General features: G+C 63.0%; 14 protein-coding genes. 13 read left to right on the forward strand and 1 reads right to left on the reverse strand.

Annotated elements, in window-relative coordinates; translation table 11 throughout:
- Positions 1–9 precede the first annotated feature (9 nt).
- On the forward strand, positions 10–834 hold the full coding sequence (dapB, locus tag FHT70_RS24620) for a 4-hydroxy-tetrahydrodipicolinate reductase (RefSeq protein ID WP_183705436.1): 825 nt from the start codon (positions 10–12) through the stop codon (positions 832–834).
- 21 nt (positions 835–855) lie between these two features.
- The gene (locus tag FHT70_RS24625; protein ID WP_183705438.1) at positions 856–1,491 is read left to right on the forward strand and encodes a 2,3-bisphosphoglycerate-dependent phosphoglycerate mutase; all 636 of its coding nucleotides are present in this window, start codon (positions 856–858) and stop codon (positions 1,489–1,491) included.
- Positions 1,492–1,545: 54 nt separating this feature from the next.
- Here FHT70_RS24625 and phnF read toward each other — a convergent pair whose 3' ends face one another.
- Positions 1,546–2,283 carry a phosphonate metabolism transcriptional regulator PhnF gene (gene phnF, locus FHT70_RS24630; RefSeq protein WP_183705440.1) on the reverse strand — a complete coding sequence of 246 codons (738 nt, stop codon included), beginning with the start codon at positions 2,281–2,283 and terminating at the stop codon, positions 1,546–1,548.
- A 108-nt stretch (positions 2,284–2,391) separates the two neighbouring features.
- On the opposite strand from phnF, the gene phnG reads away from it, so the two are divergent.
- The 11 genes from phnG to phnE (FHT70_RS24685) all read left to right on the forward strand — a co-directional run bounded on the left by phnG (position 2,392) and on the right by phnE (FHT70_RS24685) (position 11,912).
- A complete protein-coding gene (phnG, locus tag FHT70_RS24635) occupies positions 2,392–2,868 on the forward strand; it encodes a phosphonate C-P lyase system protein PhnG (protein ID WP_183705442.1) in 477 nt (158 codons plus the stop codon).
- Entirely contained in the window at positions 2,868–3,476 is a 609-nt protein-coding gene (gene phnH / locus FHT70_RS24640; protein ID WP_183705444.1) for a phosphonate C-P lyase system protein PhnH, read from the forward strand. Before phnG ends, phnH begins: the two co-directional genes overlap by 1 nt.
- Positions 3,477–3,480: 4 nt before the next feature.
- Positions 3,481–4,587, forward strand: coding sequence for a carbon-phosphorus lyase complex subunit PhnI (locus FHT70_RS24645; RefSeq protein ID WP_183705446.1), 1,107 nt, complete (start codon positions 3,481–3,483; stop codon positions 4,585–4,587).
- The gene (locus tag FHT70_RS24650) at positions 4,584–5,459 is read left to right on the forward strand and encodes an alpha-D-ribose 1-methylphosphonate 5-phosphate C-P-lyase PhnJ (protein ID WP_183705448.1); all 876 of its coding nucleotides are present in this window, start codon (positions 4,584–4,586) and stop codon (positions 5,457–5,459) included. Before FHT70_RS24645 ends, FHT70_RS24650 begins: the two co-directional genes overlap by 4 nt.
- Entirely contained in the window at positions 5,456–6,232 is a 777-nt protein-coding gene (phnK, locus tag FHT70_RS24655; RefSeq protein WP_183705450.1) for a phosphonate C-P lyase system protein PhnK, read from the forward strand. Before FHT70_RS24650 ends, phnK begins: the two co-directional genes overlap by 4 nt.
- 24 nt (positions 6,233–6,256) lie before the next feature.
- Positions 6,257–6,964, forward strand: a complete 708-nt coding sequence (phnL, locus tag FHT70_RS24660; RefSeq protein WP_085776552.1) for a phosphonate C-P lyase system protein PhnL — start codon at positions 6,257–6,259, stop codon at positions 6,962–6,964.
- Complete coding sequence (locus FHT70_RS24665; protein WP_183705452.1) at positions 6,961–7,578, forward strand: DapH/DapD/GlmU-related protein; 618 nt, start codon at positions 6,961–6,963, stop codon at positions 7,576–7,578. The genes phnL and FHT70_RS24665 overlap by 4 nt, the downstream gene beginning before the upstream one ends.
- A gap of 118 nt (positions 7,579–7,696) precedes the next feature.
- Positions 7,697–8,542, forward strand: a complete 846-nt coding sequence (gene phnC / locus FHT70_RS24670) for a phosphonate ABC transporter ATP-binding protein (RefSeq protein WP_183705506.1) — start codon at positions 7,697–7,699, stop codon at positions 8,540–8,542.
- An 88-nt stretch (positions 8,543–8,630) separates the two neighbouring features.
- Positions 8,631–9,536: a phosphonate ABC transporter substrate-binding protein gene (gene phnD / locus FHT70_RS24675; protein WP_085776549.1), complete on the forward strand. Its 906-nt coding sequence runs from the start codon at positions 8,631–8,633 to the stop codon at positions 9,534–9,536.
- A gap of 65 nt (positions 9,537–9,601) precedes the next feature.
- Positions 9,602–10,561 (forward strand): phosphonate ABC transporter, permease protein PhnE, encoded by a 960-nt coding sequence (phnE, locus tag FHT70_RS24680; RefSeq protein ID WP_183705454.1) that lies wholly within the window; start codon positions 9,602–9,604, stop codon positions 10,559–10,561.
- Between the two features lie 7 nt (positions 10,562–10,568).
- Positions 10,569–11,912, forward strand: a complete 1,344-nt coding sequence (gene phnE / locus FHT70_RS24685; protein ID WP_183705456.1) for a phosphonate ABC transporter, permease protein PhnE — start codon at positions 10,569–10,571, stop codon at positions 11,910–11,912.
- The last annotated feature ends 25 nt before the right edge of the window (positions 11,913–11,937 follow it).

The raw sequence follows: 11,937 nt of genomic DNA on the forward strand, positions 1-11,937 counted from the left end.
GAGACTGACATGAGCGATGCTGCGATGAAACTGGTGGTGGTCGGCGCAGCTGGACGCATGGGGCAGACGCTGATCCGGCTCATTCATTCGATCGAAGGCGTGACGCTGCATGCCGCGATTGAGCGCGCCGGCTCCCCATTCGTCGGCAAGGATGCCGGTGAGATTGCCGGACTAGGGCCGACCGGCGTCATCATAGGCGACGACCCGCTCCAGGCCTTCCTGCATGCCGAAGGCGTAGTCGACTTCACCGCGCCTGCCGCCACGGTGGAGTTTTCCGGTCTCGCCGCTCAGGCCCGCATCGTTCATGTTGTCGGTACGACGGGCTGCTCGAGCGAGGACAACGCGAAGATCGCCGCCGCGGCCCGCCATGCCCGCATCGTCAAGTCTGGCAATATGAGCCTCGGCGTCAATCTGCTCAGCGTGCTGGCAGAGCAGGCCGCGCGGGCGCTCGATCCCGCAGATTGGGACATCGAAATCCTGGAAATGCACCACAAACACAAGGTGGATGCCCCTTCCGGCACCGCCCTTCTTCTCGGCGAAGCCGCTGCCAAGGGCCGCAACATCGACCTCGCTTCGAAATCGGTCAGGGTGCGCGACGGCCATACCGGCGCCCGCGAGGCGGGCACGATCGGTTTCGCGACGCTGCGCGGCGGCTCCGTCATCGGCGAACATTCCGTGCTTTTCGCCGGCGAAGGCGAAATCGTCACGCTGTCCCATAGTGCTGCCGACCGCTCGATCTTCGCGCGCGGCGCCATCAAGGCGGCACTCTGGGCCCGCGACAAGAAGCCGGGTCTCTATTCCATGCTCGACGTGCTCGGGCTTTCATCGCAATAAAGATACTACGGAGGCATATTCATGAGCGGTACCCTCGTCCTCGTTCGCCACGGCCAGAGCGACTGGAACCTGAAGAATCTCTTCACCGGCTGGAAGGACCCGGATCTGACCGAGCTCGGCATCCAGGAAGCCAAAGCCGGCGGCGCTGCGCTTGCCGAATACGGGATCAAATTCGACGTCGCCTATACCTCGGCGCTGGTGCGCGCGCAGCACACGCTGAAGCTCATCCTCGACAAGGTCGGCCAGCCTGATCTCGAGACCATCCGCGACCAGGCGCTGAACGAGCGCGACTACGGCGATCTCTCCGGCCTCAACAAGGACGATGCGCGCGCCAAATGGGGCGAGGAACAGGTGCATATCTGGCGCCGTTCCTACGACGTGCCGCCGCCCGGCGGTGAAAGCCTGCGCGATACCGGCGCCCGCGTCTGGCCCTACTACCTCACCGAGATCCTGCCGCGCGTGCTGCGCGGCGAAAAGGTGCTGGTCGCTGCCCACGGCAATTCGCTGCGTTCGCTGGTCATGGTGCTCGACAAGCTCACCAAAGAAGGCGTGCTCGCCCTCAACCTCGCGACCGGCGTTCCGATGGTTTACAAGCTGAACGCGGATTCCACCGTCGCCTCCAAGGAAGTGCTGGGCGATATGTCCGGCGCACACTGAATTCTGTAGGCGTGCCACCGAACGGGTCGGCACGCCTTATCTCAATTCCTGGCCTCAGTTCTCGATCGTGAACTGCACCCGGTCGGCGGCGAAACGGCTGATCGAATATTGTACTGGTACGCCGTCGAGATCGGTGTTCATTGCCTTGGCAATCAGCAGGATCGCGCCGGGAGTGAGTTCCAGATCTGCAAGGTCGGCTGTCGCAGCATGGGCGGCTGTTATCTCGGTCGTCGCCCGGACGTAGTCCCCGAGGCCGAGCTCGGCGAAAGCCTTGGTGATCGATTCGTGCTTGCGGTAGGACTCACCGATCCCGGCGAAACGTTCGGCGGGAAACCAGCTCGTCGCCTTTGAAACCGGCCGCCTGTCGGCATGGCGCAATGTTTCCAGCCGGATCACTTGCTCACTCTGTTTCAGGCCCAGCCAACGGGCAACGTCGGCGCTCGCCTCCTCCCGCGCCTCATCGAGCAGAAGGCCGCGCATCTCGCGCGCCTGATCGCCGATGCCGGCGGTGAAACGCGTGCGCCGGGTGATCGGGAAATTCAGCCGCTCCTTGCGCTCGATCAGCGTGCCGCGACCTTGCACAGCACGCACGATTCCCTCCTGCGCCAGCGCAGCCAGCGCACTGCGCACTGTATGCCTGTTAACGCCGAATTGCAGCGCCAGCACCGTTTCCGGCGGCACCATTCCGGTTTCGTCATAGGCTCCGTTGCCGATCGCCTCGCGAATCCGATCGGCGATCTGACGCCACAGCGCCACACCCGTCTGCCTCTGCACCTGCTTCAGTCCTGCCATTCCGCCTCTGCCTTGCCTCACGATGTCACACGCTTGTCACGACACCGATTTAAGGCTAGGTATAGCTTGTATGGTTGTCTATATCAATAGACATTTGAGGAAGCAGCGATGATATCAGCGGACAAGACAGACGCCGCGTCACAGACGGTCTTGGAGCGCAAACGCGTTGCCGATCTGCTGGCGCGTGCGGAACGGAGCGAACTCCAGGCGGCCTGGGACGCGTTGCCGCAAAAGCCCGTGGCTTATCCGGTGCGCGGACCGGAGACGGGACTGGTGATGGTGCGCGGCCGCATCGGCGGCGGCGGAGCTCCCTTTAATCTCGGCGAGGTGACGATGACACGCTCAACGGTGCGGCTCGAGTCCGGCTCCATCGGTCATGCGCAGGCGCTCGGCACCGACCGGGAGAAGGCCCGTCTTGCGGCGATCTTCGACGCGCTCTGGCAGGAGGAGGCGACCAGGGATTTCGTCGAACAGGCGCTGCTTTTGCCGATCGCGGAAAGGATCGCCACCACCGAACGTCGCAAGGCGGATGAGACGGCGGCAACCCGCGTCGACTTCTTCACCATGGTGCGGGGGGACAACTGATGGGTCTGACGACAGAAGTTTTTACCGGTGGCTTTACCGATCCGGTTTTCCATGCGCAGAGCGTCTTCAAGATGCTGATGGACGGCGTGGCCCGCCCCGGCACCATCCAGACAGTTGAGCCCGAGATCGACCCGCCGGCGCCGCTCGGTATTGCCGCCGGCACGATCGCGCTCACTCTTTGCGACCACGACACACCCGTCTGGCTTACCTCGGGACTGGCGAAATCCGCTGTGCCGGATTGGCTCGGCTTCCACACCGGCGCCCCGCTGACCGCCGAAAAGGCGGATGCGCGCTTTGCCTTCATCGAGGCGGGCACTGCGCTTTGCTCCTTCGGCCTGTTTGCGTCAGGCACGCAGGAATATCCCGACCGCTCGACGACTGTTGTCATCGAACTTCCCGAACTCGACGGCGGACGCAGGCTGGCGCTGATGGGTCCGGGGATCCAGAGCGTCGTGGAGATCGCGCCTGTCGGCCTACCGGAGACCTTCCTCAGGCTCTGGGCCGAGAACCACGCGCTTTTTCCGCGCGGCATCGACATCGTGCTGACATCGGGCAAGCGCTTCGTCTGCCTGCCGCGCACCACCAAGATCACAGCAACGGAGATCTGAGCTCATGTATGTTGCCGTCAAGGGTGGCGAGGCCGCCATTGCCAATGCCCACCGTCTGCTCGCCGACCGTCGCCGCGGTGACCGGTCGCTGCCGGCGATCGGCATCGACCAGATCGTCGAACAACTCGCCCTCGCCGTCGACCGCGTCATGGCCGAGGCCTCGCTTTTCGACCGGACTCTCGCAGCGCTGGCCGTCCGTCAATCGCGCGGCGACATGATCGAGGCGATCTTCCTGCTGCGCGCTTACCGCACGACGCTGCCGCGCTTCGGTTATTCCAGACCGCTCGACACGGCTGGCATGGCGATCGAACGCCGTATCTCGGCGACCTACAAGGACCTGCCGGGCGGCCAGCTCCTTGGGCCGACTTTCGATTATACCCATCGGCTGCTCGATCCCTCGCTGCTCGAGGACGAAGCGGTCGAGGCGCCGGCCCAGCGTCCGGCCGAGACCGGCCGCGTCATGCGCGTCTCCGAAATCCTCGGCGAGGAAGGCTTGATCGAGGCCGACGGCGACATGCCCGAGGACCACGAGATCGGCGACCTGACCCGCGAGCCGATGGAATTCCCCATGACCCGGGACCTGCGCCTGCAGGCGCTTGCCCGCGGCGACGAGGGCTTCCTGCTGGCGCTCGGTTATTCAACCCAGCGCGGCTACGGCCGCAACCATCCTTTCACCGGGGAGATCCGCATCGGCGAAGTCGAGGTGGAATTCGACGTGCCTGAGCTCGGTTTCGCGGTCTCGCTCGGCACGATCCAGATCACCGAGTGCCAGATGGTCAACCAGTTTAAGGGCTCGGCGAAGGCACCGCCGCAATTCACCCGCGGCTACGGCCTGGTCTTCGGCCAGAGCGAGCGCAAGGCGATGGCGATGTCGCTTGTTGATCGCGCGCTTCGCGCCGAAGAGCTCGGCGAGGACATCACCGCGCCGGCACAGGACGAGGAATTCGTCATTTCACACGCCGACAACGTTCAGGCAACGGGTTTCGTCGAGCACCTGAAGCTGCCGCATTACGTGGATTTCCAGGCCGAACTCGATCTCGTCCGCCGCATGCGTCACGAATTCGAAGCCGCCCGCAACAGCGGCGAAGAGATGAAGGAAGCCGCCGAATGAGCGATCTCGCCAGCTACAACTTCGCCTATCTCGATGAACAGACCAAGCGGATGATCCGCCGCGCCATCCTGAAGGCCATCGCCATTCCCGGCTACCAGGTGCCGTTTGCCAGTAGAGAAATGCCGATGCCCTATGGCTGGGGTACCGGCGGCGTGCAGGTAACGGCCTCGATCATCGGCCCTGATGACGTGCTGAAGGTCATCGACCAGGGCGCCGACGACACGACCAACGCTGTCTCCATCCGCGCCTTCTTCCAAAAGGTCGCAAATGTCGCGGTGACGACGCACACCAGCGAGGCGACGATCATCCAGACACGCCACCGCATCCCGGAGGAAAAACTCGGGCCCGGCCAGGTGCTCGTCTATCAGGTGCCGATCCCCGAACCGCTGCGCTTCCTTGAGCCGCGCGAGACCGAGACGCGCAAGATGCATGCGCTCGAGGAATACGGCCTCATGCATGTGAAGCTCTATGAGGATAACGCCCGCAACGGCCGCATCGCCACGACCTATGCCTATCCGGTCAAGGTGCATGGCCGCTATGTCATGGACCCTTCGCCGACGCCGAAATTCGATAATCCGAAGATGCACAGGTCGGAAGCGCTGCAGCTTTTCGGCGCCGGCCGCGAAAAGCGAATCTATGCCGTGCCGCCCTATACCGATGTCGTCAGCCTGGATTTCGAAGACCATCCCTTCGAGATCCAGCGCTTCGACAGGCCCTGCGCGCTCTGCGGCGCAGAGGATGTCTACCTCGACGAGGTCATTCTCGACGACAAGGGCGGGCGCATGTTCGTCTGCTCGGACACCGACCATTGCGAAGACCGCCGCGCCCAGGGGCATGCCGGCGAAATGCTGGCCCGGGAGGCTGCAGAATGACCGATATACCGCTTCTCAAGGTCAACGACCTCTCGAAGTTCTACGGCAAACGCATCGGCTGCCGGAACGTCTCCTTCGAGCTCTGGCCCGGCGAAGTGCTGGCCATCGTCGGCGAATCCGGCTCCGGCAAGACGACGCTGCTCAACTGCATCTCCACCCGGTTGATGCCGACGACCGGCAGCGTCGAATACCACATGCGCGATGGCAACTACCGCGACCTCTACCGCATGAACGAGGCGGAGCGCCGATTCCTGATGCGCACGGACTGGGGTTTCGTGCACCAGAACCCGGCCGATGGATTGCGCATGACCGTATCGGCGGGTGCCAATGTCGGTGAACGGCTGATGGCGATCGGCGACCGGCACTACGGCAAGATCCGCTCTACCGCCATCGACTGGCTCGAACGCGTCGAGATCGACGCTGACCGCATCGACGACCAGCCGCGCGCCTTTTCCGGCGGCATGCGCCAGCGCCTGCAGATCGCCCGCAATCTCGTCACCGGTCCGCGCCTGGTCTTCATGGATGAACCCACAGGCGGCCTCGACGTATCGGTGCAGGCGCGCCTGCTCGATCTCGTGCGCGGCCTCGTCAACGATCTCGGCCTCTCGGCCATCGTCGTCACCCACGATCTCGCCGTCGCTCGCCTGCTCTCGCACCGCATGATGGTGATGAAGGACGGCTCCGTCATCGAACAGGGTCTTACCGACCGCGTGCTCGACGATCCCAGAGAGCCTTACACGCAGTTGCTCGTCTCCTCGATCCTGCAGGTCTGAGTTAGAAACCAGGAAACCCAAATCATGCCAACGCCCCTCGTCGTCTCCGAAGTCTCGAAGAGCTTCACCATGCACCTGCGCGACGGCATCAGGCTGCCTGTCGTCTCGGATGTCGCCTTCTCGGTATCTGCGGGTGAATGCGTCGTGCTCGGCGGCCCCTCGGGCATCGGCAAGAGCTCGCTGCTCAAGATGATCTACGGCAATTATGCCGTCGACACCGGTCAGATCCTCATTCGCCACCACGGGCGGATCGTCGATCTCGCCTCCGCCGATCCACGCACCGTGCTCACCGTTCGCCGCAATACGCTCGGCTATGTCAGCCAATTCCTGCGCACCGTGCCGCGCGTGGCGACAATCGACGTCGTGGCCGAGCCGCTCGTGGCGCGCGGCGAAGATGTCGTCGTTGCACGGGAAAAGGCAGGCGCCCTGCTCGCCAGGCTCAACTTGCCGGAAGCGCTGTGGCAGCTGCCGCCCGCCACCTTCTCCGGTGGCGAGCAGCAGCGCGTCAACATCGCCCGAGGCTTCATCACCGAGCATACGATCCTGCTCCTCGATGAACCCACAGCCTCGCTCGATGCGAAAAACCGCGCCGTTGTCGTCGGCATGATCGCGGAGAAGAAGAAGGCGGGCGTCGCCCTTCTCGGCATCTTCCACGACGAGGAAGTGCGCGAGGCCGTCGCCGACCGCATCCTCGACGTCCAGCAGTTCTCTCCTCGGAAGATCGCCGCATGAGCCGCCAGTTGGGTACCGAGCCCTATATCCACGAAACGGCTGATGTCAGCGACTCTATCTTTGGGCGCTACACCGAGGTCTCAGAACGCTGCCGCATTAGCGAAGCCACCTTCGGCGACTATTCCTACATCATGCAGGACGGGGCCGTCTGGTGCGCGACGATCGGCAAGTTCGTCAATATCGCCGCCGCCGTGCGCATCAACGCCACCAACCATCCGACCTGGCGCGCGACCCTGCATCATTTCACCTATCGCGCCGCCGACTACTGGCCCGACGCCGACATGGAGATAGACTTCTTCGCCTGGCGGCGCGCAAACCGGGTGACGATCGGCCACGACGTTTGGATCGGCCATGGTGCGACCATCTTGCCCGGCGTCAAAGTCGGCAACGGCGCCGTCATCGGTGCCGGGGCCGTCGTATCGAAGGACATTGCGCCATACACGATCGTCGGCGGTGTGCCGGCCAAGCTCATCCGCGAACGTTTCCCGAAAGAGCTCGGCGAACGCATGGACAGACTTTCCTGGTGGGATTGGCAACACGACCGGTTGCGCCTGGCTTTGCAAGATTTCCGCAACCTGAGCGCGGAAGATTTTCTGGCCCGCTACGAGGGCTAGACACCGCCTTCGCAGCGCGGAGATTTGTGACACTTCTTACACAAATCTGACATTTGAGGTTCATCAAGCGGGACTAATGCGGTGCTGACCAAGGCCTGAAGTGCAAGGGACCAGCATGATGTTCGAGCTGAAGGATGTCACCCGTCGTTTCGGAAAAAAGCTCGCCGTCGATGCCGTGACCCTCACCATTCCCCAGGGTCAGATGGTCGGCATCATCGGCCGCTCCGGCGCCGGCAAGTCGACGCTGCTGCGCATGATCAACCGCCTGCAGGAGCCGAGCTCCGGCTCCATTCATTTCGCCGGCGTTGAGGTCTCCGGGCTTCGCGGCCAGGCATTGCGCAACTGGCAGCGCGACTGTGCGATGATCTTCCAGCAGTTCAACCTGGTGCCGCGCCTCGATGTCCTGACCAATGTCATGCTCGGCCGCCTCAATCACCGCCCGACGCTCCTGAGCCTCCTCAACATCTTCGCCCGCGAGGAGCGCGTGCATGCGATCGCGGCACTCGAACGCCTCGGCATCGAGCAGACGGCGCTGCAGCCGGCCGGCACGCTTTCCGGCGGCCAGCAGCAGCGCGTGGCGATCGCCCGCGCGCTGATGCAGAACCCGAAGATGGTGCTTGCCGACGAACCGATCGCCTCGCTCGATCCGCTGAACGCCAAGATCGTCATGGATGCGCTGCGCGACATCAACGAGCGTGAGGGCATCACCGTCATCACCAATCTGCATACGCTCGACACCGCCCGCAACTATTGTGAGCGCATCGTCGGCATGGCCGGCGGCCGCGTCGTCTTCGACGGCAAGCCCTCGGAGCTGACGGCCGAAGCAGTGAAGGAAATATACGGCACGGACAAGGACGGCGCCGGCATCGACGAAACGATGACCTCGACCTCCATCAATATCGCTCCCGAGGGCGCCAACAATCAATCCGCCGGCGTCCAGCCGCTGGCGTTGGCTGGTCTCTGACAGAGGCGGCCGCGATCGAACGCCCGCGTTAAGGGCACACTTCTTCGTAACGGGAAGGCCGGATGCACCGGTCGATAGGAGAGAACGCATGTTGAAGAAAGCACTCTTTGCGGCAACGGCGCTGTTTGCGCTCGCCGGCGCCGCCAATGCCGCAGACCTCAAGGAATTCCGCATCGGCATCCTTGGCGGCGAAAATGAAACTGACCGCCTGCGCAACTATGCCTGCCTCGCCGACCACCTGAAGCAGGAATTCGGCTTCGAGAAGGTCTCTCTCTTCCCGGCCGCCGACTATGACGGCGTCATCCAGGGCCTGCTCGGCGGCACGCTCGACTTCGCCGAACTCGGCGCTTCCGGTTACGCCTCCGTCTACCTGAAGGATCCGAAGGCTGTTACGCCGATCCTGACGACGCAGCAGAAAGACGGTTCGACGGGTTATTACTCGATCGGCCTCGCACTGAAGTCCTCCGGCATCAAGACCATCAAGGACGCCAAGGGCAAGAAGCTCGGCTACGCCGATCCGGACTCCACCTCCGGTTACCTCGTGCCGCTGACGCAGATCCCGAAGGACACCGGCATGCCGAACGACAAGTTCTTTGCCTCGACCCAGTTCAACGGCGGTCATGAAAACAACCTGCTTGCCGCCTATGACGGCAAGGTCGATGTCGCCGTCGACGATTCGTCGGGCATCGGCGACTTCAAGGATGGCTACACTTCCGGCACGTTCCGCAAGGAAGTCGACAAGGGCGCCGTCGATCCGAACAAGCTCGTTGAAGTCTGGCGTTCGCCGCTGATCCCGAACGGCCCGCTGGTCGTGCGCAACGCTCTCGGCCAGGAGTGGCAGACGAAGCTCGCAGCCTTCTTCACGGCCCTGCCGGAAAAGGATCACAAGTGTTTCTCGGCTGTCGAAGGCGGCGACTACAAGGGCTACGCTCCCGTCAAGCACGACTTCTACAAGGCCGTCGTCGAAGTTCGCAAGGCGGCCATCGGCGGCTGATCGCCTTTTGAATACGGGGGCGGCTGACAACGGCCGCCCTTTGTTTGTTATCGCGCGGAGCGTCCATGACCATTGCCGACACACAGCCGCACATGCAGAGCACGCAGGAGATCGGCACCGCCTGGGACCGGATGGTCGCCAAGCGCCGCTTCTACACCGTGCTCGGCCTGGTTATCCTTATCGCGGCTTTCGTGAGCTCCGTCCGCTTTGCCGATGAGAGCAATGCCGGCCATTTCTTCGAACGCCTGCCGCACCTATTCGACTTCCTGAGCTGGCTCATCCCCAAGGATTGGAACGACGTCTGGCGCGCGATCTTCGACATAGCGAGCGTCAACGACAAGGGCGGCGAGGAATTCAACTTCATCAAAGGCCGCGTCTATATCTGGGGAGACTTCTACATCCCGGAATATTTCGAGCTGATGATCATCACGATCAACGTGGCGCTGATCTCGACTATCATCGCCTTCGTCTTTGCCGTGCCCTTGAGCTTCTTTGCGGCGCGCAACCTGACGAGTTCGTGGCCGCTGCGCGTCTTCACCAAGCGGCTGATGGAATTCCTGCGCGCCTTCCCGGAAATCGTCATCGCCGGCCTGTTTTCGGCGATCCTGTCGATCGGGCCGGTCGCCGCCATCATCGCCATCACCCTGCACACGATCGGCGCGCTCGGCAAACTCTTCTACGAGGTTGCCGAAAACATCGACATGAAGCCGCATGAGGGGATGAAGGCCGTTGGCGCCAACTGGTGGGAGCGCGTGCGCTTCGCCGTCCTGCCGCAAGTGCTGCCGAATTTCACCTCCTATGCGCTGCTGCGCCTGGAGATCAACGTGCGCGCCTCGACCATCATCGGCGCCGTCGGCGGCGGCGGCATCGGCGAAGAGCTGAAGCTTTCGATCTCGCGCGGCTTCGGCGCAAAGACCGTTGCCCTCGTACTCCTGTTGTTCGTGACGATCATCGCCGTCGACCAGTTCTCCGCCTGGCTGCGCCGCCGTCTCGTCGGCGAACACGCCTTCCTTCTGCAACATTGAGGCCGCCATGACGGTGATCGACGCAAACCGCATGCAAGAGATTGAAGCGCGCTATCCGGAATATTTCCACCGGTCGTTCCGCCAGCGTTTCGGCGGGCTGATGATCCTCATTGCGACCCTCGTCTACGGCCTCTACGCCGTCTGGTTCTTTGACCTGCCCAAGCTTCTTGCCGAAGCTCACTGGGAGCGCGTCGGCATCTATCTCAGCCAATGGGTGAGTTATGATGTGCAGCCGGACTTCCGCATCCAGGATGACGGCTCGATCGAGGTGCGTTATCCCCGCTTCTCGCCGCTCGGCGACAATCCGCATCCGGACTGGGTGGTCAACAATCCCGATGGCAGCATCACCGTTTCCGTCAGCGGCACCAGCCGCAGCGTCACCGTTTCGAAGAGCCAAACGATCGTGACCGCGCACGGCGTCAGCGTCCCGGTCAACGTTTCGAGCGGCGCGCCCGAGGTGGTCGGCCCGGTGCCGAGCTGGATGACGGTCTATGACGACAACGTGCTCGCTGATCTCGGCTTTGCCGGCGACGTCAGCATTTCCGTTGATCGCGTGAAAGTTCGCAAGCGTTTCCTCGGCTGGGCGAATTTCCTCTTCGACACGCAATCGTCATTCTTCGACAAGCCGGTCGGCGACGTCCTTGGCCTCATTGTCTCCGGCCCGCGCATCAAGCCCGACCAGTCCAACCTGTCGCTCGCTTTCGATGAAATCTGGAACAACAGCGAATGGCAGCACGGCGACGTCTGGACCAAGCTTTTCCAGACGATCGTCATGGCCTTTCTCGGAACGCTGCTCGGCTCCCTCGCCGCCTTCCCGCTCGCCTTCCTGGCGGCACGCAACATCACTCCGAACCGCCTCTTGAACCAGATTCTCAAGCGCTTCTTCGATTTCCTGCGCTCTGTCGACATGCTGATCTGGGCGCTTTTCCTGACACGCGCCTTCGGCCCAGGGCCGCTTGCCGGCAGCGGCGCGATCTTCCTCACCGAGACCGGCACGCTCGGCAAGCTTTATTCCGAGGGGCTCGAGAACATCGACAACAAGCCGCGGGAAGGCATCAAATCGACCGGCGCCCAGACCGTGCTCGTCCACCGTTACGGCATCATGCCGCAGATCATCCCCGTCATCGTCAGCCAGACGCTCTATCAGTGGGAATCGAACGTGCGCGGCGCCACGATCATCGGCGCCGTCGGCGCGGGCGGTATCGGCCTCAAACTCTGGGAGGCAATGCGCACCAATGCCAACTGGGAAAACGTCGCCTATATGGTCATTCTGATCCTGATCGTCGTCTTCCTGTTCGACGCGGCTTCGAACGCGCTGCGCCATCGGCTGATGGGCACGAATTCGCACTGAGCACTCGATGAAGGCCGGTGGCGGC

Source organism: Rhizobium sp. BK049 (assembly GCF_014193135.1).
Classification (GTDB): Bacteria; Pseudomonadota; Alphaproteobacteria; order Rhizobiales; family Rhizobiaceae; genus Rhizobium.